The organism is Bacteroidota bacterium, from assembly GCA_013696965.1.
GTDB lineage: Bacteria > Bacteroidota > Bacteroidia > JACCXN01 > JACCXN01 > JACCXN01.
The window spans coordinates 220,581-244,219 of sequence record JACCXN010000091.1; the positions used below are offsets into that span (position 1 = coordinate 220,581).

General features: G+C 32.1%; 21 protein-coding genes, 1 tRNA gene and 1 pseudogene. 5 read left to right on the forward strand and 18 right to left on the reverse strand.

The genetic code is table 11. The annotated features are described in order from the left end of the window. Positions 1–54 precede the first annotated feature (54 nt). Both H0V01_13880 and H0V01_13885 read right to left on the reverse strand, forming a co-directional pair. The gene (locus tag H0V01_13880; GenBank protein ID MBA2584469.1) at positions 55–837 is read right to left on the reverse strand and encodes an enoyl-CoA hydratase/isomerase family protein; all 783 of its coding nucleotides are present in this window, start codon (positions 835–837) and stop codon (positions 55–57) included. A gap of 78 nt (positions 838–915) precedes the next feature. Next, positions 916–1,839: a sugar kinase gene (locus H0V01_13885; protein ID MBA2584470.1), complete on the reverse strand. Its 924-nt coding sequence runs from the start codon at positions 1,837–1,839 to the stop codon at positions 916–918. 268 nt (positions 1,840–2,107) lie between these two features. On the opposite strand from H0V01_13885, the gene H0V01_13890 reads away from it, so the two are divergent. Both H0V01_13890 and H0V01_13895 read left to right on the forward strand, forming a co-directional pair. Further along, positions 2,108–2,181 (forward strand) — tRNA-Asn (locus H0V01_13890). Positions 2,182–2,376: 195 nt separating this feature from the next. Beyond that, positions 2,377–2,994, forward strand: a complete 618-nt coding sequence (locus tag H0V01_13895) for a hypothetical protein (GenBank protein MBA2584471.1) — start codon at positions 2,377–2,379, stop codon at positions 2,992–2,994. A 58-nt stretch (positions 2,995–3,052) separates the two neighbouring features. On the opposite strand, the gene H0V01_13900 is transcribed toward H0V01_13895, so the two are convergent. From H0V01_13900 to H0V01_13910, 3 genes are all read right to left on the reverse strand, one after another. Further along, positions 3,053–3,634: a helix-turn-helix domain-containing protein gene (locus H0V01_13900; GenBank protein ID MBA2584472.1), complete on the reverse strand. Its 582-nt coding sequence runs from the start codon at positions 3,632–3,634 to the stop codon at positions 3,053–3,055. Positions 3,635–3,649: 15 nt separating this feature from the next. After that, positions 3,650–4,816 carry a site-specific integrase gene (locus H0V01_13905; GenBank protein ID MBA2584473.1) on the reverse strand — a complete coding sequence of 389 codons (1,167 nt, stop codon included), beginning with the start codon at positions 4,814–4,816 and terminating at the stop codon, positions 3,650–3,652. Positions 4,817–5,066: 250 nt separating this feature from the next. Beyond that, positions 5,067–7,313, reverse strand: a complete 2,247-nt coding sequence (locus tag H0V01_13910) for a DUF3987 domain-containing protein (GenBank protein MBA2584474.1) — start codon at positions 7,311–7,313, stop codon at positions 5,067–5,069. A gap of 429 nt (positions 7,314–7,742) precedes the next feature. Here H0V01_13910 and H0V01_13915 point away from each other — a divergent pair, with 429 nt between their 5' ends. Further along, positions 7,743–8,069, forward strand: a complete 327-nt coding sequence (locus tag H0V01_13915; GenBank protein MBA2584475.1) for a hypothetical protein — start codon at positions 7,743–7,745, stop codon at positions 8,067–8,069. A gap of 22 nt (positions 8,070–8,091) precedes the next feature. Here H0V01_13915 and H0V01_13920 read toward each other — a convergent pair whose 3' ends face one another. The 4 genes from H0V01_13920 to H0V01_13935 all read right to left on the reverse strand — a co-directional run bounded on the left by H0V01_13920 (position 8,092) and on the right by H0V01_13935 (position 10,506). Continuing rightward, positions 8,092–8,670, reverse strand: a complete 579-nt coding sequence (locus H0V01_13920; protein MBA2584476.1) for a hypothetical protein — start codon at positions 8,668–8,670, stop codon at positions 8,092–8,094. A 41-nt stretch (positions 8,671–8,711) separates the two neighbouring features. Further along, complete coding sequence (locus H0V01_13925) at positions 8,712–8,933, reverse strand: hypothetical protein (GenBank protein MBA2584477.1); 222 nt, start codon at positions 8,931–8,933, stop codon at positions 8,712–8,714. An 81-nt stretch (positions 8,934–9,014) separates the two neighbouring features. Then, the gene (locus H0V01_13930) at positions 9,015–9,650 is read right to left on the reverse strand and encodes a hypothetical protein (protein MBA2584478.1); all 636 of its coding nucleotides are present in this window, start codon (positions 9,648–9,650) and stop codon (positions 9,015–9,017) included. 280 nt (positions 9,651–9,930) lie between these two features. Further along, the gene (locus tag H0V01_13935) at positions 9,931–10,506 is read right to left on the reverse strand and encodes a hypothetical protein (GenBank protein MBA2584479.1); all 576 of its coding nucleotides are present in this window, start codon (positions 10,504–10,506) and stop codon (positions 9,931–9,933) included. 141 nt (positions 10,507–10,647) lie between these two features. Here H0V01_13935 and H0V01_13940 point away from each other — a divergent pair, with 141 nt between their 5' ends. Then, a complete protein-coding gene (locus H0V01_13940) occupies positions 10,648–10,875 on the forward strand; it encodes a helix-turn-helix domain-containing protein (GenBank protein ID MBA2584480.1) in 228 nt (75 codons plus the stop codon). 37 nt (positions 10,876–10,912) lie between these two features. On the opposite strand, the gene H0V01_13945 is transcribed toward H0V01_13940, so the two are convergent. From H0V01_13945 to H0V01_13975, 7 genes are read right to left on the reverse strand one after another with little or no spacing between them, the layout of a single operon-like run. Continuing rightward, positions 10,913–12,928, reverse strand: coding sequence for a hypothetical protein (locus H0V01_13945; GenBank protein MBA2584481.1), 2,016 nt, complete (start codon positions 12,926–12,928; stop codon positions 10,913–10,915). A gap of 1 nt (position 12,929) precedes the next feature. Further along, positions 12,930–14,468: an ATP-binding protein gene (locus tag H0V01_13950; protein ID MBA2584482.1), complete on the reverse strand. Its 1,539-nt coding sequence runs from the start codon at positions 14,466–14,468 to the stop codon at positions 12,930–12,932. Further along, a complete protein-coding gene (locus H0V01_13955; GenBank protein ID MBA2584483.1) occupies positions 14,465–15,271 on the reverse strand; it encodes a hypothetical protein in 807 nt (268 codons plus the stop codon). The genes H0V01_13950 and H0V01_13955 overlap by 4 nt, the downstream gene beginning before the upstream one ends. A gap of 2 nt (positions 15,272–15,273) precedes the next feature. Next, positions 15,274–16,707, reverse strand: a complete 1,434-nt coding sequence (locus H0V01_13960) for an AAA family ATPase (GenBank protein ID MBA2584484.1) — start codon at positions 16,705–16,707, stop codon at positions 15,274–15,276. Next, positions 16,704–18,248: an ATP-binding protein gene (locus H0V01_13965; GenBank protein ID MBA2584485.1), complete on the reverse strand. Its 1,545-nt coding sequence runs from the start codon at positions 18,246–18,248 to the stop codon at positions 16,704–16,706. Before H0V01_13965 ends, H0V01_13960 begins: the two co-directional genes overlap by 4 nt. Continuing rightward, positions 18,241–19,899: an ATP-binding protein gene (locus H0V01_13970; GenBank protein MBA2584486.1), complete on the reverse strand. Its 1,659-nt coding sequence runs from the start codon at positions 19,897–19,899 to the stop codon at positions 18,241–18,243. Before H0V01_13970 ends, H0V01_13965 begins: the two co-directional genes overlap by 8 nt. Beyond that, entirely contained in the window at positions 19,899–21,065 is a 1,167-nt protein-coding gene (locus H0V01_13975) for a hypothetical protein (protein MBA2584487.1), read from the reverse strand. Before H0V01_13975 ends, H0V01_13970 begins: the two co-directional genes overlap by 1 nt. 469 nt (positions 21,066–21,534) lie before the next feature. On the opposite strand from H0V01_13975, the pseudogene H0V01_13980 reads away from it, so the two are divergent. Continuing rightward, positions 21,535–21,711 (forward strand): annotated as a pseudogene (locus H0V01_13980) (hypothetical protein). On the opposite strand, the gene H0V01_13985 reads toward H0V01_13980, so the two are convergent. Both H0V01_13985 and H0V01_13990 read right to left on the reverse strand, forming a co-directional pair. After that, positions 21,638–21,868, reverse strand: coding sequence for a hypothetical protein (locus H0V01_13985; protein ID MBA2584488.1), 231 nt, complete (start codon positions 21,866–21,868; stop codon positions 21,638–21,640). The pseudogene H0V01_13980 and the gene H0V01_13985 overlap by 74 nt on opposite strands. A 24-nt stretch (positions 21,869–21,892) precedes the next feature. Beyond that, a complete protein-coding gene (locus H0V01_13990; protein MBA2584489.1) occupies positions 21,893–22,729 on the reverse strand; it encodes a hypothetical protein in 837 nt (278 codons plus the stop codon). Positions 22,730–23,639 lie beyond the last annotated feature (910 nt).

The window sequence follows — 23,639 nt, forward strand, 5'->3', positions numbered from 1 at the left end:
GAATTGTTTCACAACAGAATAAATTATGTAAATATATTATTGCCTTTAATAAAATCATTTCCCAGGGAAAATAGCATTTCTTTTTTCAAGGAAAGCAGTTGTACCTTCATGAAAATCATCGGTTCCAAAGCATTTTCCAAATTCATCGATTTCCACTTCATATCCATTGAGGGAATAATTGTAACCGGCATTAATGGCTCTTATTGCTCCAGCAATTGCAACCGGGGACTTACTGATTATTTTTCCAGCAATTTCCTCACATTTTGCAATTAATTCATTTTGTTCTACCACATGATTTACCAAATTGTACCTAAATGCATCCTGGGCCGTCATCATTTCTGCTGTCATAATCATTTCAAATGCTTTTCCCTTTCCAACAAGTTGAGGCAGCCTTTGGGTTCCACCATATCCGGGTATTACTCCCAAAGAGACTTCAGGGAGCCCCATTTTAGCATTACTTGAAGCAACTCGCAAATGACATGACATCGCCAGTTCCAAGCCTCCCCCAAGGGCAAAGCCATTTACAGCTGCAATTACCGGCTTTGGCAAATTTTCTATTACATCAAAAAGGGTATGCTGGCCAGCGGCACTAAGTGTTCTTCCCTGTTCAATTTCAAAATCAGCAAATTCTGCAATGTCTGCTCCTGCTACAAAAGCCTTAGTTCCAGCACCTGTAAGGATAATAACTTTTACCTCATCATTAATGGCTGCATTTTTAAAAGCAACACTTAATTCAGCAATAGTTTTTTTATTCAGTGCATTAAGTTTATCCTCACGGTTAATTGTGAGTGTAAGGATACCATTGGCATTAACGGAAAGTATATTTTCAAAAATCATTGTGGTATATTATATTCATTAAAAAGTTTGATTGAAAAATAGTGTAAAATAGTCTTTGATAACTGTTTTTTTTATTGCTTAAACCAAAGCAATATCAAATTGTACCAGGTCAATAAAATCTTGTATACGTTCATCTACTTCAGCGGGAGATAAATTGACAATTCTTTGAGTTCCGAATTTTTCAACACAAAAAGAGGCCATGGCTGAACCAAAAATAATAGCCCTTTTCATGTTTTCAAAAGAAATGTCTTTGGTTTCAGCAAGGTATCCGATAAAACCTCCTGCAAAAGTATCACCAGCGCCTGTGGGATCAAAAACCTCTTCAAGAGGAAGGGCTGGTGCAAAGAAAACCTGTTCTTTATGAAAGAGCAAAGCTCCATGTTCTCCCTTTTTAATAATCAAATATTTTGGCCCAAGTGCCATAATCTTTTGAGCAGCCTTTACCAATGAATATTCCTTTGACATTTGTCGTGCTTCTTCATCATTAATTGCCAGCACATCAACCATTTTTATTGTTTCCATTAATTCATCCCAGCTGCTGTCCATCCAAAAGTTCATAGTATCCATTACTATTAATTTAGGACGCTTTTTTAATTGTTTAATAACATTCATTTGAACCACTGGCATAAGATTACCAAGCATTAAAAAATCACAGTCCTGGTATTTTTCAGGAACAATAGGATTAAAACCGGCAAGAACGTTTAACTGTGTATCAAGAGTGTCACGGGTATTCATATCTATGTGATACTTGCCTTTCCAAAAAAAAGTTTTTTCTCCTGCTTTAATTTGAAGTCCATCCAAATTTATATTTCTGCTTTTAAGAGTTTCAATATGCTCCTGAGGAAAATCATCCCCTACAACAGAAATAAGATTAATTTTTTTTGTGAAATAAGATGCCGAAAGGCTTGCATATGTAGCTGCTCCTCCTAAAATTTTTTCTGTTTTATCAAAAGGTGTTTCAATAGCATCAAATGCAACTGTACCAATAATTAATAGGCTCATTAATAGAATTTTTAAAAATTAATAATTTTGACAAATATATCGGATATTTATCTGATTGGAGTTGTTTTTATCCCTTTTTAATAAACAATTCCTTGCTCAAAGCACATTCATTTTAATTAAATGATCCACAATAAAGGAAAAGCTCAAGTGCATGTTAAAAATAACATGCTCATTTATAATTGTTTGCAATCATATTAAATATTTATGCTAAAATAATTGCATATTTATATGATTACTTCTATTTTTGCATTCCTTTTTAGGAAAAGATTCCTTCTTAGCTCAGCTGGTTAGAGCATCTGACTGTTAATCAGAGGGTCCTTGGTTCGAGCCCAAGAGAGGGAGCATCCCTTGAGTTTATAGGGGTTTGAAAGGGGTTTAATGAAAATTAAGCCCCTTTTTTTTATGCTGTAATTTCTGGAGTTAATGCCTCATTCAGCTTCATTTGGATTCAAATGCGTTTCCCCTATTCTTTCCCCTGTGGATGTATTTAGAAAAATGCTATGTTTGTGCTGATATATACAAGTTGTGTGATGTTTTATGAAACCAATATTCTCTAGGAACGAGGACATTGACAAAATTGCATTTTTGAATTGGCGAATCTCTCCACATTCTGAAATACTTAATATACTTAATCTAGCTGATGGTTTCCTTTTGGCTGCTATTGAACTCGCTACACAATGTTTAGAAAATAATGAAGGCAAAAGAGCAGATATAATAATATTTCCAATATTAACAAATGCAAATCACGGGATAGAACTTTATCTTAAGGCTTTAACTTGGATGCTTAACAAGCTATTAAACACTGAGTATAAGATAGAAGGAAGTCATAATATCAAACAGATTTACCAAACTGTTAAATGTAAAATAAAAGCATATAATGGACAGCTAACTTTAAAAGACTTTGAAGAAGAAACCAAAAGTTTATCAGAATATATTACTGAATTAACTGAAAAAATCAAATCCACAGAAAAAAAAGATAGAATGGATTTTTCCCGGTATCCTTTTAGTAACAAATATGAAAATCATTTTTATGTGGACGAAATCGGTAATGTTGAGATAGATTTAGAAAATTTTATTCTTCGTTTTAACATAATCAGAGAAAAGCTTGAATACATAACTGAACATTTTTATTATGATGAGCTAAATCAAGAATAAAAAAACATCGTACAATCGAGTAGCCCGCCCCGTCTGAACATCAGACAGGGTGAGGCTCTCACCACCTCTTTTTATCAATCCATTTAATCAGCTCATTCCGCTTAAAATACAGCTTTTTTCCATCCTTATGCCACGGCAAACCTTCTTCCCTGCGCCTGTCTAATGTGGATTTGCTGATTTTTAATAAATCCATTGTCTCTTTCAATGTTAGGAATTCTTTTGTTTCAGGATAAAGCTTTTCAGACAATTTGGTTTCTTTAACAGGCTCTTCTGTTTCCGGAAACTCTTGCTGAATTTTAGAATAAGATGATATAAATTCAATTTCTGCTTCAATCCATTTCACAGGGTCGTAAATTGTTTGTTCTTCTGCAATTGTCTCTCTTTCCAAATCATACTGTTCAGGAAAACTTTCTGCAAGTTCTTTTGGTATAGTTCTTTGATATTGCTTTAAAATTTTTAAACAATATAGCAACATGCCCATTTTGTTTGAAATTGAATCTATTCCTGCAAGAAGATTGTCTAAAAATTCAACAACCTCTCTGTTCCTGTGCAGTGATAATAAATAATTTTGCAAGAATGATAATTTCGCTTTATGTAATTGTAGAGAATTCCATTTTGATAAAAAGTAACTGTCTGTCATTATTTAGTAAAATTTTTAGTTATATATTTTTGAAAGTTTATTCATTGATTCATATAATCCCTTTGTTAGAGACTTGGCGTATATTTGAGTAGTGCCAATATCTGAATGCCCTAATAAATCCTTTAAATAAAGTATATGGGTATCTGCTTCAATATGATTGCATGCAAATGAATTACGGGCAGAGTGAAAAGTTAATTTCTTTTTAATTCCGGTATATATCATTAATTCTTTCAGGTTTCGGTTCACAACCTGATTTGAAATTGCTTTAAACACGTTAATTTGCCCTGAGATTGCCTCTTTTTTAAGGTGCATCAGGATTGTTTTTGCCAACGGGATAATTGGTATGGTAATCTCCTTTCCCGTCTTCTCCATCACAATTTCAAGCCTGTCCGGGTTTTCTTTGATATTACTCCATTTAAGATTGACGATGTCAGAGAATCGCAATCCTGTATAACAGGCGAAAAGAAAAGTTTCTCTTGTCGTTTGAACTCTTAGTAAATCCTCTGGAAGGCTGGCTGTTTTCAATTTTTTGATCTCCTCCACCGATAAGAATGCCCTGTTTGCATCTGCCAACTTTATTTTAAAATGATCATATGGGTTTTTATCCAGTAGATCCTTCCGAATTGCAATTTTTATAATTGTTTTTAAACATTTATGTCTTCCAAAAGTACCGCCTGTTTTATTTTTTCTTACAAGGCGCAAATACTTGTCCAATCGTTCTATCATCTCCACATCTATATCCCCAAAGTTGAGGTCGGGATTGAATTCTTTTAGTATTTGTAGGGTATATTTATAGGACATAATAGTTGATTCTTTTTTTACCCCAATCCACAGTTGAATCTGATCTTCAAAAAACTGGTAAAAAGTCATAGCTCCTTCCCGTTTGAAGAAGTTTTTAACTACTGTTTTTGTTACTGGTTTTCCCATTGTATCCATACGTAATACATACTGGTCAAATGCCGCAATCTTCTTCCCCAGATAGGAGTTTAAAAGTTGAAAATTCGCTCCTGAAACAGCCTTTACTGAGCCTTTATCCCAGTTCACTTTCTGAATCTCCTTTCCTGTTGGAAGTTTTATTAAATGTTTATTCAGCCTTACTAAAAAATAGAGAGGGTGCTTGCCATTTTGCTTTACGGGTTTATCGTCCCTGATGATTAACTTGATGCTGTAATTTGTTGCCATTTTGTTTTTATTTTTGTTTCAAGCGAAAAGTTCTAAATTTATTTTTGTTTTATAAAGGGAAATTATATTACTTACAGAGGCTGTGGAGAATAAAATATGTATAACACTTTCATGATTTTTTGAGTGCGATTATAGATATAGCAGTATGTGATTGTTTGACTTACTTTAATCGCCTCATATGATCCCTTTGGTTTACTTTATTCCCTGAGTTCCCCCAATTCCCTGAGCTCCCTTAATTCCTGTTGGACTCTTATGCCGGTTTGTTTTTGGAATAATGCCCGTGCTTTAGTCTATACATAATTCCAGATTTAACAAATTTGGACAGATAACTTTCCGCTGTCTTGTACTTAATTTTAAAGTTTGTCGCTATTTTAAAGGCTTCTGAGGCAGAAAATTCTATAGGGAGATTATAAAAGAATTTTGCTTGTTCGTTATTGTTAAATTTTATCTGTTTATCATTAAATCTGGAGTATATTTCCATTGTGTGGATTCTTAAATATTCAACTATTTTGATTGATTTTTCAAAATCAGAATCATTACAGAGTATCTCAGTTCTATTTTCACCCCACTCATCCATTAACCTTAAAGTTGTTAATATCATCGCTATTCTGAATGCCATAAGCCCTAATCTGCGAATACTGGCAATTAAATCTTCTCCAACAATTTCTTTAAACTCATTTTGCCACTTACCAAATAATTTATTAAATTGGGCTTGCTGCTCACCAGTTAATTTAAAAGTAAGTCCCACTTCCAGTTCATTTAGTTTATTATAGTGAAACAATAATTTCTCACTTAAACTTTTCATGTACTCCGCCAGATCTACATTTCCATTATCGGCAAAAACATCCTGCCATTCTGTATCCGTGCTAAAGGCGTAAAAGGCAAATCTGCTAAATAATCCATTTTCAGCAGAGGGGATTAAAGACGATACTTGATTGGGCGTTCCACTTAAAACAACAGCAACATTAGGATTGAGTACATCAATGTATTCATCATCTGCCACTCTTAATAAAGAGACGGACTCATGGTGAAAAACCTTTCTTAAGAAATCGCTGTAATTTCCCCACTCATTATTCATTGTAAGACTTAAAGTGTCTGCCTCTGTTTCATAAATAATACCCCAGCCATCATTTTTATTTATTGTTTTAAGTACTGCCGAAGCACTACAATTTGCCGGAATGAATAAGCGTTTGCCATCCTCCAGTAATTTCTGATGTATAGCATGACCGAGGTATTTGGGATATTTTAGCACACCCTTTCCAGCAGAAGCGGGAGCAACTACAAATAAAAACAGAGGCATGCCTACTTTGTCTTTATTATAAGTGCCATTAATATTTGGCATTAAAATACTTAATGTTGTTAATGACCCCAATAAAGCTATATCCCGTTCTTTTTGTTTGGTAAAAAGATTGCATACCTGCTCCAACAAGTTGGGTAAATTATTATAAACCTCCTCGGGAAATGTAGAAACATTAAAACTCTTAGGTGTGTTTAAAGGGGTAATGTCGGGGATGAAGGGTTTGAGGGGAATTGGGGCATCAGTATTATTTTGAATTTCTGATGCCCTTGTTAAATCATACCCTGCTTCCTTAGCATAATACAATAGCGTTTTAAAAGTTATTTTGTTCTGATAATTATTCAGGCAGTAATTCCATTTTGCGATAGAAGCGTTTTCATCATGTTTAGACCCGTCCAGACGGCAAAGCTGTAAATAAAGGTCTTTCCCCTTGTTGTTAGGGATGGCTGAAACAATAGCTAATGTCACCTTATACCACCGCTCATGATTATAGGTGATGGATATATTTCTACCAGTTAAAAATTTGGCTATATCTTCAGTAATTTTACTTGCAGAGACAGTATCCTTCCAATGCTTTTCGGCAATGCCATCCTGATTTATTTCACTTACTTCCACACAAAACCTTTTTGCATCCCAGTTTATAAATATATTTGGATCGTATGACATAAAACACAACCGCTGAACATCTGAACCGCTTTTATCGATCTGTAATTTAAACTTTTGCTTGTAATATCCCTCTAAGGATTGAAACGCTATTTTATGGTCTTCCATTGAAGAGTCAACCATTACTAGGACTTTTAGTCCAGTTCCTGATGGAGATTTCCATACTGCTAAAGTATAAGGATCTTTGCTTATAAGTGTTTTGTTCTCTAGTAACCGATCAGAGATTTTATCTATATCTAATACAAGCAAATTGTTATATTCTAGGATATTCTCCTGCCTACGTCCTCCATTATAGGTAGCGCTAAAGGTAACTCCGGGGAGATTTGCTTTTAGTTCCCCGGCCTTCTTGACCTCACTCTCTGCAAAATATTGTTTTATATGACCGATAATCTTTTTAAATTTTCCGTTTTTTATGCGAAAAAGAATAACAATTAATGAAGCAACCTTTGGCTGCCCTTGCTTAATATTTTCAAAAAAAGAAACGGTTATTTTTTTTCGGTTGATTTTCTTTGCCTTGCATTTTATTTCTGTTTTCATAGTTTTAAAGTTTTAGATTATTTTTTTACCCACCCACCCTTTATTTATAATTTTAGGGTGTGTATTTAAGAAGTTGCTTTTTCGTAACTCCGTGCCTTTGAATGCTGTTTTTGCCCCTCTATTAATAAGGGGTTCATAGAAGATACTCTCATTGACATTTTGTGTTTTCATAAGATAAGATTTATAGGCAGGCTTCATTGGTGTGCCCATATATCTTACATAACTTCCGAGTGGAAAAAGTTTTTGGCTGTTTTGACCAAAAAAGAAAGAAAACCTCTTGAAACGCTTGCCTACAAAGGCAGAAAAAAGTTATTAACAATTTTTCTATCAGCAGATCAGCAATTAAACGTGGATTAGTAAAAATTTTAACGCAATTACTTGAATGTCAATGAAATTATGGAGATAATTGTCCAGTGTAATTTTAAAATTATGGACAAAAGAAAAATTATCATTCAGCTCATCCAGCAGGACTTGAAGCACAATCAGCTTTTAAGCGGACTTGAAAAATTGCACCTGACCACGGAAGCACATCCTTTGGAAATAATGGATGTAGTAGCCGAAATGATGGGAATTCCAACGGGTAGTGCAAGTGAAGAATGGATGAAAATTTACATCAGCTTTTTGGAAGAAGCAGGGCAATATGCAATTACTTCAAGAGGGGAGCGATTATTGCCACTTGCGGAAAAGTGCTATAATCTGTTACTGGCTTGTGCAGAGATTGAAAGAAGGGTGGAATCAATGGGAGAGGGTAAATAAACTTTTTTTCGAAGTTTGTGAGTTACAGTATAGCGTACCTTTCTTTTACCAAAGCATCTGACTTGGTTATAAATAATTCCGTGTCATCATATTCTATTTTTGATAAAATTACAAAGCTCATTTCTCTGACATTTAATATACTTATTGAAAACAATAGTTTTTCGAGCGAAAATTGATTGGATTCAAATTCATAAGCCGCAACAGTCCCAATTTCCTTTTCTACCAGAGTTAAGTGATTTTCATTTAAATCAGAAAAATCTAATTGGAAGGATTGTGTTTGATACAATGGAAACAGAACATTTTCATTAAAAAAGTCCTTAAAAAGAATTGTTCTCTTCTTTCTATTGTTTACCCGAATTTCAATAATACTTTGGTAACTGTCTGTTAAGCCAGAAATTTGAGTGAGATTACCCAGATCACGCCACTCATTATATTCAGGGATTTGCAGAACCTCAAAAAATGATGTATCAAAAAAAGCTTCTTCTAAAGAACATCTTGCCATTTTCGCTGCTTCTCGAAAATTTTTCCAACAAGTTTCATCAAACTGTCCAATAACTATAAAGCAACCGATACAAAAAAAATTGATTTTTATTTTATCCAATGGAGTTATGTAGAAACGAAGTGATTTTTTGTCCGGTGTATTTACTTGCTTTTTGTGATTAATATAATTCCGTATTCTTTGGAAACTACAATCATTGCCTTTGCCTCATCGAGGTTCTCCTGAATTGTTGGTTCCTTGTAATATCCTAGCCAAATTTCTTCAAAGTCACTTTCGGAAACTGCAATTTTGCTGTGCTTTGGAGCCATAAGAATAAAATCAGCACCTATTTTTCCGGATTTTAGGGACTTCAGTAATTTGCTCATTTTAGTTATGGTTTTATTTCGCTGGTTCTGCCATTCCTTTTGGTGGCGGTTGTAAGGCTCTTGCAATAAACAGCTCTAATGTTATCTTCTAGATGGTTCATACTCAAGTTTATCAAATTTTTCTAAAATTTCGGTGGTACCATCAGAATTTTCCATGTCTGTTCTCCAAAGCCCAATCCCTTCTACATAATATTCAATTATTTTAGAATTTAATCCTATTATTTCCTTTACTACCTTAATTGCAATTCTTTGATCATCACCAACAGTTACAGTAGTCCAACTTGAAGTGCACCTCATCTCATCCCCTTTAATATCCGTATATAGCCATACTGAGATTGCATTGGCAGATGGCATTTTAAACGTGGTTCTAGGAACATTGTACCATCGTCTCTTATTGGTTTCAATCTCATTGGTTGAAACTGATTCCACCATATTAGCCTCATTCTCAGAAAATTTAACGGTCATTGTTAAAATTGACATTGGCTCGTTTTTATACATTTGAGCATCCATTATGTTATGCTGATCAGCTTTTTCATCATAATAAATTATTCTTGAGAAATTAGTTCTGCCACCAGTTTTACTAGGTTTGTAAAAAATTGCTTTATTGTAGTGAGGATTTGGTAATACAAAATCTTTAATTGATTGTCCACTTGATGACATTGTACTTGCCATAAGCATTAACATTAGCGCAAAAAACATTTGAGTGATTGTTTTCATTTAGTGTGTTTTTAAAAAATTTAAGCTAATCTCCAAAATAAAATTGTACGCTTTGAAAAAAGTTTTATGAAAAATCTATTTTGCAAAATCAACAAAAAAGCCTGTTATTAAAGCGTTACAAGTTATTATCTGAGTTATTTTCCAAAACCAGAATTGTAATTCCTTAAAAGCAAAAAAAATCATTCATAATCCGGTCTTTTCCCCTTCTGTTTCCCCCTTTTGAAAATCATTAAGGCAAAAATTCCACCGCCTTCAACCCGACTGATAAAATGGTTCGACCCTAAACAGGGGTGGGACTTTTTGAAATGACTTTTAAATCATTAGAATTGACTGATAATTCCATAAGTTCAATTAAATCTGTTGCAGAACCTGTTGTATAATCAAATTTATTTGATCCAAATGATTTAAGGATCTCCTGAATATTTATTGTTTCTACATTGTGGCTTTTGATGAAAGTTAGCTCCTGTGGGTTTTTTACATTTCCATAAACAAACAGAAATTTCCAGTCCTCAGAACCTGTCAAACGGTGTCTGATTTGTTTTTTCTTTTCACTAAGAAACTTCTTCTGAATCCAATCCTGAACAGCGAGTTCAAGTTGTTCATTTGTTCTCTTTGTAGCGTTACCTGAACCTTTGATAGAAAACTCCTCTTGTCTTTCTTTGGTTAAACCGGATATATAGTTTACAGGCCTTATGCTTACCTGAACCTCAACATGGATTTTTTCCCATTCTCCATTCCCTTTATTTTTTATTGCTAAGAGATCAATTTCATCAATACCCATCTTTAATCCACGGATAGTAAAATACCCCTTTCTGGTCAGCCATTCTTCCACTACCTGTTCAGCTAATAGTGCCATTTTTTTGGTTCTGAATTTATAATTTGATATTAATTTTGGTAACAACAAAATCTCTTTGGTAATAGCAAATATAAACATAAAAAACCTATCGGTGGCATTAAAAACACCGAAATTTTGAATCAAAAGTCCCAATATTGAATTATGTTGGAACAGGAGGATTTTTTAACAGCTTTGGGGCAGAATATTAACCGGATACGGAAGGAAAAGGGCTTGTCTTTTCAGGAGCTGGCATTGGAAGCTGATATTGAAAAATCAAATTTGGTAAAACTAACATCACATGGTACAAATATTACTGTTTTAACGCTTAATAAAATTGCCTGTGCTCTGGGGGTGGAACCTGCCGAATTGTTGAGATTTAAAACAAACTAAAATAAGATGAAATATATTGATCTTGATTTTTCTTTCATTATTTCAATTGTTTCTGTTTTTTCTTTTGTTTAATTTTTGGCTGTTCTTCTTCAAAGTCATAAGTCAGTGTCAAGTCAATAAAACGATCTGATTTGATTAGTTTATCAAATTGTTTTTTAAGTGATTTATATTCTTCGTCCTCATTTATTAAAGTATTTCGTAGAATTTGATAATGCCTTAAAAATTCTCTGATGGCAGGATTTGTCGTCCTTTCATTAATGTCTGTAAAGTTGCTTGTCTCAATGATTGCTTTAGCTTCTTCCCACTCGTTACTCTTTCTGATAGCTTGATACTCTTTTTTCCAGATGTCAGTATAACCAAGTTGTCTTTCAAAGACACTTCTGTAAACAATATATGTCTCAGGCATATAAAGAATTTCAAAAAATTCTTCAATATTGTTGCCGAATGCTTTATGAAAGAATGATGTTTTATCATTTCTTGTTGCAGGGGCAACAATGCCTTTTGTTACATTCAAAACAGATTGAATGGCTCGAATAAATTTTTTATTCCAGAATTTACCTGTGTAATCTCGATTTTTTGCTTCTTCACCAAAAAGCGGGATGTACTTCATAGGAAATGAAAAGATAGCAATATTATATTCTTTGCAGAGCTGAATATTTATTTCTAAACGATTATATAAGTCTTCTGGTTTGTCCTTAAAGTTATAAAGAATGTAATTTGAAAGTTCACGAATACCATACTTTGCTGCTAATTTTACTGCATTTTCATATTGTTTCCTCATGCCAATATAATCAAATGCTATCCTTAATGGTCTGATTGGAATTTCACTCATCAACTTCATTAACTCGTCTGTTACATACCTTGCGTCAGTTCCTTGGTTAAAATCTACATAACGTAACTTAGGTGATTTATTCCTGTATTTTTCATTTAGGTTTTTAAGCTCTTTGTATGCATTTAATAGATTTTCTTTTGATGTAGTTTCAAGTTTCAGAAGCTGATAGTTATCAAGTACATTATAAGCAAATTGTTTGTTTTCTCCTTTTAATTTATTGATTAAATCTTGAAACAGTCTATATGTTCTCCTGATGTATGCCTTTTGATTTGGATGATTTATTAAATTTTTAATTGATATATCTAATTGATTAGGTTCTATAAATGTTGCTCCTTTTACAAAACCCATTTCTTTTATTTCTTGTATTATTTCAGGAAAGTTTGGCGAAGCCAAAACATTGTTGTCCATCAACAAAAGATTTTGCTGTTCACCATAAAGTTCTTTGATTTCAAAAAACTTATCATAGGTTTCAATTTTTGGTTTGTATGTTGGTTCTAAAATTGGGACAGAGCAAAAGGCACATTTTCTTGTGCAACCTTTTGTCATGAAGGTAAAGTATGCACTTTGTGTTGGATACTGATATTCTATTTCATCAAGAATGGAGTAATCAAGTGCTAAATTATCAATAATAGTTTTGTCGCCTTTGTCAAGAATACCTGGTTTGTCTAATAATCCTTGATGTGGTTTTATCCCGGTTTCTGCCTCTAATTCATCGTGTAGCAATGAAGCTAAAACACCACCAACAAATATTTGTTTTGGGTCTTTAACTAACTTTTTCACGAAGTGTATCGTTTCAACAGTTATCTTCCAATAAAATGTAAAAAGTGTTGTTACATAAATTTTATCCCAATATGGCTCATTTTCATATTCCTTCTTTCTGAATTTAATTGAAAATTCCTCTAATGCCTTTGATATTAGATGCCCGTATTTCAAGTTTTCGATTTCAAAAACATCTAAGTTTTGCCTTTTGCCTGTCTTAATAAACTGTTTTATAAAAAAAGCCTTTTGTATCCATTTGATTGAATTGTCAATTAAATTTAATTTCTTTAAACATTCATCGAATAGCTGCTCAACAACTAGATCTTTCAAATCACCTTTAAAGAACTTTACGTCATCGCCTAAACTACGATGATACGTAGCTATTTTCATCAACCCAATTGGAGGATATTTGTTTTTATAGTTTGGTTCTACTAATAATATTTTTCGTTTTGCCGTGCTCATTCTAATTATATTTATCAACTATTCTTTTTTTGATTTGCTCGGAAAGATAAAAGTCTAGTTCTTCCTCTAAAATTTCAAATATTCCCAAAACTACTGCTTTTTGCTCTTCGTTTAATTTATCGAAAACTGGAGGCGTATATTTACTAACCTCTAGTTCACTATCAGACAGACCCTTTAAAGAAATTGTCTTATCTGCCAATATATTGTCCACTAGATTTCCTACATTGCTTGACAATGAGCCTTTCCGGATTATTCTATCAATTTCATTTTTTGCTTTAAGTGCTTTAACCTTCAATTCCGTCAACCTGCTAAGATGAAATGATTCTGTAGCTTCATTCTCGAATGCACCTCTGTTTTCTACAAAATTCTCATAAACTTTGTTATATTTTTCAATTGTATCTAATCCATTATGAAGCTTTGATGCTGCTTGAGCCAATCTATTTTCCAAATTTTCTAATTTAAAAATCTCTGCTGCCTTTTCCTGAAATTGTAGACAAGTAGAATTCTCTACAAAATAATCTCGTCTGGCATTTGGTCTAAAACCATCACTTACAGTATGTATTTCTCCAATGAATCTTAAATTAGTCCTTTCTTGGCCAAAAAATCTATTACAGGTCATTTCGTTGCCAATTGCAATATTTTTTGTACGTAATCGAATACCCTTTTCGTAATCGAGATCAGATAACTTTACATTAGATAACGCTCTATATCCGTACCAACATACTGCCAATAAATTTTGATCATCATCTAGAATATCAACAAAATCAACGCCAATCAGTTTAGACTCTTCTTCATTTCTTCCTAAAAATGTATTTTTATATCTTTTAAATAAAGTTTCCCCATTTATTTCAACATTATATTCGTCTAGAACTGCATTTTTATTTTTTAAATATGATTTTATTTCTTCGATAAAAGAAAAGTTGGCGGCAAATGGAACTGGAGCCACCATAGATAAATACTCAGTTACTTTATTGGTATCTAACACAGTGTTAAAAGCATTATTAAGTGTAACGCGGAAATAATGTTTATCTACTTCTTCCTCAGTTTTCTCAATTTTTGTAATAATACTTATCGCTGCAGCTGCATCACTATTGTCATTTCGGTTCTCTATAATCTTTTTTAAAAGCTTTGCATCAAGGGTCATTTTGCTTTTCACTGATTCACCAAAATAACTTGTTTCAAAAATTAGCTTATCACAATAACCTAAACCTCCTAAACGACCTATCCCCCTAAATCCTTTTTGCCTTACACTATCTTTTTGAGAGTTGGCAACGTCTCCTAAGAAACGTAATACTTCCTTTTCTGAAACTCCTGTCGCATTATCATTTACTATAATGAGTTTACTGACGGAGTCTATAGTAATGTCAATTTTGCCTTCGCTTTTTTCTTTTAATATTCCTAACTCAACTGCCACATCAATTTGGTCTGCTGCATTTTGGATATATTCACGGAAAATAAATCTTGCATCGTCATACATACCCGATGTTAAGGTTTCCAAAACCGTTTTACCTATCGTTGGGTTAAATTGTTTTTCCATCATTTACTATATTTCTTTTTTACACTATTTGGAATATTATTTCCCTCGTCTGACAAATCATGTCCGTGATATATAAGTTCACTTGTTTTGATAAAACGAACAAAGACATTGTTTTCCATATCAAAATTATAGTAATGCCCTTCGTGAAAAAATGCTTTATCTAAAAGTTCTTGAGCTTTTGAAGTATTTCCTTCTCGTTCATTATAACAACTCAAAAACGAAATTTCTCCTCCTGATTTATACATATCGTGTTTGGGATTGTGTTGAAACTTTATTTGATATTTTTCAAAAAAGTTTATTACCTCTTTGTCTGAGTTATAGTAAAGAGTATCTATTTCTGACTTTTCATTTAGTTTATTTTCTATTGACAAATTGGTTTGGGTATTATAAAAATGCTTATAAGCTATAAACTTATGTTCAAGTGCATGGTTAAACAAATGAACAACGAGATGGTTACTTTCTTCTTTAATTTTTTGATTAAAATGATTCTTAATAATATCGGGAATAGTTGTCAAATCATTTTCTTTTGATTCTTCATATATACTCCATTTATTGTCAATCAAAAATCGTAATGTTTGTGCACTATAATAGGAAAACCCCATATCATCTATATCAGCAAATGGAAATTCTGTTGCTATTGTTTCAAAAAGTTCATTACGTAATAATATGGGCAGTTTTAGTTTTTTTATTTGCTCGAAAACAGTAGGCACAATAATTAATAATTCAAAAAAATAATTTTTGTTACTATTGTAATCTTCTTTGCTCCAAATAAATGTAGATATATCTATTACTGCAGTAAAACTCATACTCATTTTTTATTTAATCTTTTTTTCATTTGTGCTCTTAAAATTGCCTTTAATTCACCATCTTGATTTTCAATAAAATCTTCTGGATAAGGAAGTTCAACAATGCCAAAATCATCAATTGTGATATTATTAAACAACACGTCATTTTTTCCTACTTCAACAAATGTCAATAAAACTTTATCATCCAATTGGTTGCTTGTGTCTTCTGCAATTCGTCTTCTCAACCTCGTTATTAAGTGGTCGCTGTGTGTTTCTATTACTACTTTTTTGCCTTGTTCTACCAATGAGATTAAAAAATCTGTTAGATTGCTTTGAACTTTTGGGTGTAAGTGTATTTCGGGTTGTTCCAAAATTAACGTTTCATTTTCTTCAATTCGTAAACCTTCAACTATGATTGGTAAAACTTGGCTAATACCAAAACCAACGTGTTTAATTGTGGATTCTATTCCGGATAAACTTTTAACATAGATGATGTAAGAGTCAGCTTCTTTCTTCGAATAAATATCAGCACACAATTTAAATCTTTCACAAAGCCAATATTTCACTGCATTTAAAAAACTATCTTCAACTTTAACAAAACATACGCTTTCACTTATATCTTCAATTTTAAAAAAAGTTATTGTTTGTTTGGACAACTCGTAGAATGCTTCAGCCACATTGCCTCCGTCAATTCCAACAGAATTACTTTTACCATACAAAGAATACTCATCTTTTGGAGCCAGGCGAAGTGGCCCAACATAGTTTAGATTAGCAAAAAAATCCTTGATAACTGTTTTAATTCCATCAAATTTTAAAACCGCTTTACTGGTACTTTCTACATCTTTTTTATTACCCTTTAAATCAATAATTTCTGTTTTGAATTCCAATTCAACATCAGATGGGAAAAAAGATGAAAAATTTATCTTCCTAACCTTATACTTTCCCTGTTCTTTATATAACTCGTCATTAAAAACTGCAACATTTGTATTAATTGATAAATCATCATTAATTTCAAATTTAATATTGTGTTCTTGTATTTCAGTGTCATTCGTAATAAACTTTACTTCAAAAAGCGAAACAGTTATTTTATTATCTCTTAAATCAAATTCTAAAGTAATGTTTAAGTCATAATTATCAAACGCATTATGAATGCTTATCTCAGGAAAATGATTGTATTTGGTTAATTCTGATTTATTGAATGTAAAACCAACTTTTAATTTATTACTTTGTTTTTTATCCTTAATGATGTCAAGATAATCACGTACTTTAAATAATTTGCCATCAATATTTAAAGCATTGTCTTTATTAATCGTTTCTAATGACTGTTTTAAAAATAGTAATAATTGAATAAAAGACGACTTTCCTGAACTATTTGTACCAGACAAAATAGTCAATGGCCGCATCTCATAATTTACTAGTGAACCGATTGACTTAAAATTAAATATTGATAGTTTCATTTATATTCTTCTTCTAATTTTTGAATTAATAATTCTGCGGTTTCTTTGGGCAAAACATTTTTTATTACTCCAAAGATATTACTTAAAAATTTCTTTTGTTCCTTTTTCAACTTAGAAAGTTTATCAACTCTAAAGACTGGCTTCGTTTCAACATTGGGAACAAAATCAGTCGCAATATCAAATGAAGTATTTGAAGATGCTCGTTCTAATATTTTATTGATTGGTGTATGTGTGACTCCGTTTTTATTTTTAATGGTTTCAAGTTTTGAACTTGCTTTAATTGCTTCTCCTTTCTTCTTTTCAAGAGTTTCCAAGAATGCTTTTTTCTCTTTAATGTCAACAAAACCTTCTTTCTCCTTTTGCTTATATTGAGTTATCGTTTCGTTGTAGCTATTAATGGTTTTTACAGCACTATTTACTTCTGATGCTGTGTAGCAAAGTTTATGAATTGTTGTGTGAAAGAAAGTTTTTAACTTGTTTTCAAATTCATAATAAGTGTTTGTCTCAGAAAAGTTATCTCGCCTTGCATTAGGAATTAAATCTTTGTGCAAACCATATACTTCACCAAAAAAGTAAAATTGAAATCTCCTGTCTCTTTGCAATTTGGTTAAAGTGTCTTCATTACCAATTTGAATATTGGATTTGCGTAATCTAAAACCTCTTGAATAATTTATTTGATTAAGTGATTGATTCTTCTCAGTTATTCCATACCAACCCAAAAACAATTTGATATTTTCGCTGTCGTATTCTTTGAAAAATAAAACATCTATAACTTCTCCAATTTTTTTGCGGTTGCTTTGGTCAGTTCCTTCATAAATGTATGAGTTGTAGCCTTTGAAAAGCTGGTCAGTATTTATGAATGTCTTGTATTCGTCAATAGTTATTTCTTCCTTTTCGAGTTCATCATAAATCTTACGAGCATACACAAAAGAATTACTGAACGGTACTGGTGCAACCATTGACAGATAATTTCTGATTTCCTTTACATCCAACAAATCTTTATTAGTTACGCCAATAAGAGAGACTTTAAAATAGTGTAATTCAGCTTTTTCTTTTACTTTAATAAGTGTTGTTACTTCATCAATTACTGCTGAGGCTTCTTCTTTTTGACTTCTGTTGTTGATTATGCTTTTCAATTTTGTTGCATCCCAAGTCATTATTGATTTAACCGCTTCTCCTTTAAATGAAGTTTCAAAAACCAGCTTATTACAGTAGCCTAAACCGCCTAATCTTCCAATGCCTCTGAAGCCTTTATCTACACCTCTTTGTTTAGTTGATTGAGCAATATTTTTTAAGATTTCTACAACCTTGTTTTCTTCAATACCTGTTGCATCATCTTCTACGGAAATTATTTTTTTGTCTGCATCAATTGAAATGTGAATTTCTCCTTCATTAACTAATCCTTGTTGTCTTGCCTTATCTATTTGATCGGCAGCATTTTGAATATACTCTCGATAAATAAACCTTGAATCATCATACATTCCAATTGTAAGTGATTCAATAACATCTTTACCAATAATTGTTTTATTGAATTTATCCATTTTTATACTGTTTGTAAAGTGGTCTTGGAAACTTAATATTCAATAATGACCTGAATATAGGATTTTGTAAAATATATTCACCTTGCTTCAATCTTGTTAACATTGATTTGTAAACTGGGGGTACGAATTTATAATCCGGTTTTGAAATTTCTATTGCATTCGTTCTTCCATATGCGTGAGTTGCACAATTCCCTTTAACACGGTCGTGTATATCACTTTTGAATTGCTCTGCTGCAAACAAAATAATTCCCAAAGAGCGTCCTCTTTCTGTTATGTCCAACAATTGTCTTAAAATCGGTGAATTTTTTGGCACATCCTTACTTCCGTATTTGTTCAGCTCGTCAATAAATATTACAATTTTAGAAGGAATTTCAGCTTCTTCTCTGTCTGTAATTTGTCCAAGTTTTAAATCGTATATTGCTCTCATAACATCACCAAACACAAAGCCTTGTGCTTCTTCATCAAGTTTGGCAATGTCAATAACGTGAATATCGTTTTTCTTAATTTGCTTTATAGATTCATGTAAACGAACTTCTGTTCCATCGTTTTTAAGCGAGTTTGAGAAGAATAAATTTCGCTCTAAAGCTTTTCTAAAAAGGCGATAAAATTTTCTCCAACTCAAGACCGAAATAGTTTTGTCTTTTCCTGTATCTCCTTTTTCTTGGTGCTTTTTTATTTCTTCTTTTAGATCTTCCCAATTCGTAATTCCATTGAAATGCCCCTCACCTGAGGTTATGTAATTTACAATTGATTCCATTGATTGTGTTGGGTCATCAATGTTTGAAAAAAGCAAATCTAAACTCTCTTTATCTTCTTCAAATAGATATTTGTATTGAAATGCCTTTTTGAGTTTCTTCTGACTTTCAACATCCTTTACATCAGCGTATGTGGTGGATTTAGTATCTTTAGAAAATGGATAGAAATATTTTACATTTTTAAAAGGGGTGGTTTCAATTTCTAAATCTTTATAAATTTTTTTGTCCTCTTTTGTTAGTTCATCATTACTTTCATCAATAGCTAATAAATCCCTGCCTTTTACATTAAGCAAAACGAAAGCAACGCTTTCATTCGGGTCATTTTTAATGTATTGTTCTTGTATAGCTTTTAATAAGAACATAGCATACGAAGTTTTTGAAGCTAATCCTGAAATTCCTGAAATATTTAGATGTGCTCCTTCGGGGCCAATTAAAAAATGTGAATTGAAATGAACAGGAACTGTTATTTTATCTTCGTCCTCATACATTTCGATTACACCACAAGGCAAAGGATTTTTAATTCCTTTTAAGCCTAAAGCCATTTTTACATCTTCTTCATTAGCGAGCGAAACTGTATATCCGTCTAATACTGGGGTATAAATATTTTCAGAATTGGCTACAACTTTAGCTTTTACATAGTTCATTCCTATTCTCTGTGTGTAGCTTTTTGATTCAACTTCTCCAAAATCGCTAGAAATGTATCCTGCTAAAAAACTTGCTGCATCAGTTAAATGGGATATTTCTTCCACAACACCAAAGGTTACAGAGTTTTTTATATGTTCTACTTTTACAACATCAAATGGTTTTATAATTAGGTGTTTGTCTGTCCAAAAGAAAAATTCATCTACTGTTGTAGGAACTTTTTCAGTGGCAATAATTTTTCCTATTTTTTTCATTAAAATAAATTTAAAAAATTGATGTCGCTTAAATACTTGCTTTTTATGAAACTCTCTGTTAAGTGTATGGGATAAAGGTGGTTCGCCCATCTTGCATCTTTACCGTAACATACTGGATTTCTTTCGTTGATGATGTTTGCTGTTATCAAATCAATTTCTTGACTGTCTAATCCGTTTTCAATTTCTTCGTCAGTGATTAATATTTTTTCAATTTTAACCACACCTGAAAATGGGCTAAATGTGTGTTCGGATTTTCGAATTCTAACATACCAAACTGCAAAAAACACATTCCCAACTCTTTCGCTTTTGTATTTATATGCAGGCGTTCTGTGATAAATTGGCAAAATAGCAATTTTATCAGCGTTGCTCTTGTTATTTTTATCCCTACATAATTCTGGGTCAAACATTTTTGATACACCAATAACACATTTGTAATGACTTTTAAACTTAGAAAGTTCTTTAAAGTTTGAACTTCTTGCTGGTGCATACTGTAATGAACCGTCTTTTATTAAATATCGGTCTGGGTTTATTAAATTCTTTGTACTTAGATGTGCAACAATTTTCTTTTCAGTATCTATCATTTCATCTTGAATTGTTGCAATTCCTAATTGTTCGTATTTGAGACCACCTTCTTGCTTTTTTGAATCGTAGGAAAGAATTTTTGAAAAACTTACCTGTGTTTTTTCAATTCGTTTTGTTTTGTTGATTTTGCCAGCCAAAGCATTAAAAAACAAGGTGGCATCGCCACCATTTGGGTTTGCTCCTTTTGGCAAAGACAAAACAAGGCTGTGTTGAAATTCAGCACATTTGAATTGGCTTGGGTTATTCCTTTCACAGCATGCAACACCAATCTGCCCTGCAATAATTGGATAAACATTTCTGTTTATTTCAATGTCGTCAACTTTGTAAGTTCTTCTTGAACCATCTAAGAAAAAATGAAATAGTGGGTCATGGTTTATTATTTTGTCAGCAAGTGTTTTTAAACTTTTAGAGGTGTTGAGGTTCGTGTCGGTTTCGCCAAATTCTTTTAATACTACCGATATTTCCTTTTCTTTCGAGTCAAAGTCAAGCGTCGGAACTCTGATTTCATCGTCAGCACAGTAGCGAAAAGATGTATAACACTTTCCATTTGTCTCATTTGCAACTATGTCTAATACCTTATCCACTTAAATGTTTGAAATTAAGTTTCAAATATATGAATTAGAACCCGAAGTACCCTATTTGTATTATTAATAAAGCATATTTCAGTAGATTAAAAGGCTTCCGAAGGATGAGCAAAATAAATTATGCCAGACAAGGGCTGCACAGTAGAGCCAGAGTTAGGGACAATGATAAACTTTCTGAATTTAAAATGAGTGAATGTCTGAGGAATAAAAATAGGTAAATATGCACGGGCTAATCCAGTTGAATAAGTTCGCAACTTTTGGTTTCATTAGAACAATTTCAAGCTCATTTAATTTGTAAAACCCCAAATTCAATAAAAATCCCGGCATAATTAAAATGAACTTTTGAGGCGGATGGTTTTATTTTTACCTATTTAAGCAGTTATGCAACGGTAACCCCTGTTAGTTGCTGAAAAATCAAGTTTCCCCTTTTTTTCCCCTATCATGATTTTTTTACCGCAAGAATTCAACAGTAACAAGGGCTAAAGCGGTTCGGTTCGAGTCCAAGAGAAGGAGCTTACAAAAAAAAGGGTTGCAGAAATGCAGCCCTTTTTTTTATGTTTTATCTCTGCATTTTATATTCTTCGACTTCCAATATTTATTTTTATTCCACTTCTCCATAATATTCCATACTGATAAGACATATTAACATCGACTACAACATCAAAGAAAAAAGGAGTTGAATAAAAACATTGTGGATTGGCAACTACATTAATATGACGTTCTGAATATTTTACATCATTAAGTGTTTGACCAGATAGTTGTATTGATAAAAATAAAAAAATGGCAATCAATATATGCTTCATAATTTCTGGTTTTTTCAATATTTACTATTTAAATTCCTCATTAAAAAACAGTTTTAAATCTTCTATTTTATCTTCCACATATTTATGATATTCATAATTACTCATATCCATCTTAAATGCTTGAGAACAATACTTATCGTCCCTTAAATGCTTATTTTTATAGGCAAAAATTCCCCTGTAAATGTTTTTATCCAGGAGAAATAAACTTTCTTCCCCTATTCCATATTCTTTTATATGGTAAGATTTGGAAATAATGCCACAATCTTCACAGCAGCCTGCAGCATAGCCATCAAGATCATAAATCAATATTTTATCCCCTATATTAATATCAAAATAGGCATGAACTACATCCATCACTTCAATTACATATTCTGTTTTAAAAAAAAGGCAACGTTCATCATTAGGCTTACGTTTATTTATCACCCTTCCAAGTATCACCCCATCTGATGTAATTGCATTGGTTAAAACAGAATAGTCCAGGGAAAGATATTTGAAATTAACGTCTCGGGCTAATTTTTCCATCCAAACTGAGTCAACATAGCCCTGAATAAACGGCATAAAGTTGTAATCCCAGGATTTATAAGTTGATGATCCGGTTTGATGCCTTATTTTATGAAATTTATCAGAATAACGTTTCATTTCCATGCTGTCTTCCTTAGTTATTACAGGAAAAGCCGTATCTGAAAAATAATTGTAATAATTGCAGTCAAAATAATTGTTGTTATTTGTGGTATCCATCTTCCATTCAGCAGCAGGATAATCACTCGCAGAAACAAAACCTTTACCATTTGGTATCCAGTTTTGTCCAATTCCATGTGTAATAAATAGAAAAAAAAGTAAAAAAGTAAATCTATTTTTCATCCGTATATAATTTATTTTTTAATGGTAAAATGGAATTTGACTCACACAATATTTATGCTTGGTATGGTATGATTGTTTATGGCTATTTCATATGTATATAATTTGTTTTTTAACTGTCATTTGGTGTTATATTCATTAGTGTTTGCGCACGTTTGGTGCAATGTATATAATTCGTTTTTAAAGGTCATCCCGATTTATCGGGACGCCATATCTTCATGCGTGTTTGCGCACGTTCTGTGCATGGCTATTTCATAAAATTATTCTATGGCTTTTAACTTGTTTTTATTTTAACTTTTCTTCTGGTTTTTTTATTTTTTCATCTAGTTCAATTAAATATAAAGTTAGCTTTTCAATTTAATAAGAGTTTGGGCACCATTTCACCGAGCTCTATACCATTTTCAGAAACTTCATTTGCGGAAGGAATGCCAGGTAAATGTTTTTTCTTTTCAATATGTTCCTTAACTTCCTCTAATTTCACCAGATTATAATCCTTTTCAAAAACATAATCACACCAACCTACTTTTGAATCCTTATTTTACTGCAAACTGAAATGTTCTTTTCAAACTCAATTGCCAGAATATTGATTGGTGTAAAATTAGAAAAAGCAGTCAGAAAGGTAAAAAATATTACACATAATTCGAACTTTTTAAACTCAAAGGGCCACAAAAAGCCTTTGTCTGCTATGTTTTTAGAATAAATAAAAAAACTATTACGCTAAAGTATTTGTGCAAAACAAATTTTAAGTATTGGTAATCAAGGTTTAATACTTGCAGTGAAAAATAAAAGAATAAATTATTTTAAATAATCTACCAAAACAGTAACATTTATTGGACTTTTGCAGTAAAAACATTGATTAAATAATGAATTGAAATATTTAAATAAAAATATAAGGTAATAATATACTTTTTTC

Bases quoted from the DNA above. Each gene is read 5' to 3' on its own strand.
- H0V01_13910 (MBA2584474.1), bottom strand. From the start codon at position 7,313: ATGAAAACAGAAATAAAATGCAAGGCAAAGAAAATCAACCGAAAAAAA.
- H0V01_13950 (MBA2584482.1), bottom strand. From the start codon at position 14,468: ATGATGGAAAAACAATTTAACCCAACGATAGGTAAAACGGTTTTGGAA.
- H0V01_13965 (MBA2584485.1), bottom strand. From the start codon at position 18,248: ATGGATAAATTCAATAAAACAATTATTGGTAAAGATGTTATTGAATCA.
- H0V01_13970 (MBA2584486.1), bottom strand. From the start codon at position 19,899: ATGAAAAAAATAGGAAAAATTATTGCCACTGAAAAAGTTCCTACAACA.
- H0V01_13990 (MBA2584489.1), bottom strand. From the start codon at position 22,729: ATGAAAAATAGATTTACTTTTTTACTTTTTTTTCTATTTATTACACAT.
- H0V01_13955 (MBA2584483.1), bottom strand. From the start codon at position 15,271: ATGAGTTTTACTGCAGTAATAGATATATCTACATTTATTTGGAGCAAA.
- H0V01_13900 (MBA2584472.1), bottom strand. From the start codon at position 3,634: ATGACAGACAGTTACTTTTTATCAAAATGGAATTCTCTACAATTACAT.
- H0V01_13880 (MBA2584469.1), bottom strand. From the start codon at position 837: ATGATTTTTGAAAATATACTTTCCGTTAATGCCAATGGTATCCTTACA.
- H0V01_13885 (MBA2584470.1), bottom strand. From the start codon at position 1,839: ATGAGCCTATTAATTATTGGTACAGTTGCATTTGATGCTATTGAAACA.
- H0V01_13960 (MBA2584484.1), bottom strand. From the start codon at position 16,707: ATGAAACTATCAATATTTAATTTTAAGTCAATCGGTTCACTAGTAAAT.
- H0V01_13905 (MBA2584473.1), bottom strand. From the start codon at position 4,816: ATGGCAACAAATTACAGCATCAAGTTAATCATCAGGGACGATAAACCC.
- H0V01_13935 (MBA2584479.1), bottom strand. From the start codon at position 10,506: ATGGCACTATTAGCTGAACAGGTAGTGGAAGAATGGCTGACCAGAAAG.
- H0V01_13915 (MBA2584475.1), top strand. From the start codon at position 7,743: ATGGACAAAAGAAAAATTATCATTCAGCTCATCCAGCAGGACTTGAAG.
- H0V01_13940 (MBA2584480.1), top strand. From the start codon at position 10,648: ATGTTGGAACAGGAGGATTTTTTAACAGCTTTGGGGCAGAATATTAAC.
- H0V01_13945 (MBA2584481.1), bottom strand. From the start codon at position 12,928: ATGAGCACGGCAAAACGAAAAATATTATTAGTAGAACCAAACTATAAA.
- H0V01_13985 (MBA2584488.1), bottom strand. From the start codon at position 21,868: ATGAAGCATATATTGATTGCCATTTTTTTATTTTTATCAATACAACTA.
- H0V01_13895 (MBA2584471.1), top strand. From the start codon at position 2,377: ATGAAACCAATATTCTCTAGGAACGAGGACATTGACAAAATTGCATTT.
- H0V01_13925 (MBA2584477.1), bottom strand. From the start codon at position 8,933: ATGAGCAAATTACTGAAGTCCCTAAAATCCGGAAAAATAGGTGCTGAT.
- H0V01_13930 (MBA2584478.1), bottom strand. From the start codon at position 9,650: ATGAAAACAATCACTCAAATGTTTTTTGCGCTAATGTTAATGCTTATG.